Raw genomic sequence first — 1,247 nt, 5'->3', positions numbered from 1 at the left:
GCGGGCGGTCACACTGGCGGAGGTCGAGGCCGCGCCGGTGAACGAGCGGGTCATCCGGGCCAGCCGGGCCAACCCGCGCGACCCGGGCGAACAGGCGCCCGCCCTGCCGGTCGTCGACGGTGTGACGACCGTGTTCGGCAGGTTCATCCTCGGGCAGGTGGAACGCCCCGGCCGCCGCGACACCATGCTCGCCTCCCGCACGGGCGTGTGCGCGCATCTCGTCCTCCAAAGCGGACGGTGCGCGGTGGCCGACAACGAGGTCACGGTCCGCGAGGACATGGGCTTCGGCGTTGGCGAGGAGCTCGACTTCAGATTCCTGGCCGATCGGCGGCTGACCGCGCGCCGCCTCACCGTCGTGGGCACCTATCGCTACCTCGATGCGACCGACCCGTTTTGGGCGGGGCATGAGCAGCTGCTCGGGGTCAACTCGGCCGGTGCCATGTTCACCAGCGAGCTTACGCTCCAGCGCATGGGCGGCGAGTTGCTCGAACGAGTGGACCTCGTGCTGCGCCCGGAGGCAGACCCGGTGGCCATCCGCTCCACTGTGGAGGCTGCGATGGCCCAGCTCAAGGCGGGCGACTACGGCGTCAACACCGATTTCCTCGTCCTGGCCGATCGGGTGCGGCTCAGCCGCGACATGCTGTCGGCCAAGCTGATCGGCGGCGTGGCGCCGCTCGTGCTCGTGTGCTGGTTCGTCCTGTTCTTCGCCATCTCGTCTGCCGTGCGGCAGCGCCGCGAGGAACTGGGCCTGTACGCCCTGCGCGGTGTGCCCACGCCGCTGCGCCTCGCACTGCCCACATTGGAGATTGCCGGTCCGGTCGTGCTTGCCGCCGTGCCCGGGTATCTGCTGGGCCACATGGCGGTCGCCTTGTCCTATCCGGATGCCCGAATCACCCCGACCGCTCTCATCGCCTGCGGGGCCGCCCTTCTGGGTGCCGTCGCCGCCGGAGTCGTTGCCATTTTCCGGAGGGTACGCCCGCGCAGCGCCCGCCCGATCTGGCTGCGTGCAGTGGAGATCGGCGTGGCGACACTTGCGCTCGCCGTCGGTTATCAGGCCGCCCTGTCCGGCGAAGACGCGGCCGGCCCCAGCATGCTCGCCCCGCTGTGCCTGACCCTCGGCGTGGGCATCATCGCCGCACGCCTGCTGCCCCCGCTGGCCGCGCGCCTGGGCCGGGCCATGCTGCGGCGCGGTCGCGCCACGGCCGCGATGTCGTTGCTGGCGCTCGCGCGCCGCCCCGGCACCGCAC

General features: G+C 71.9%; 1 protein-coding gene. It reads left to right on the top strand.

Translation table 11 applies throughout. From position 1 onward, the window contains the following. Positions 1-1,247: FtsX-like permease family protein (locus DM816_RS41930; protein WP_162908439.1), on the top strand; the 1,247-nt coding region annotated here is incomplete at both ends.

The sequence above is a fragment of the Allorhizocola rhizosphaerae genome (genome assembly GCF_003426775.1).
GTDB lineage: Bacteria > Actinomycetota > Actinomycetes > Mycobacteriales > Micromonosporaceae > Allorhizocola > Allorhizocola rhizosphaerae.
This window is presented reverse-complemented; position numbering and strand designations above follow the sequence as displayed.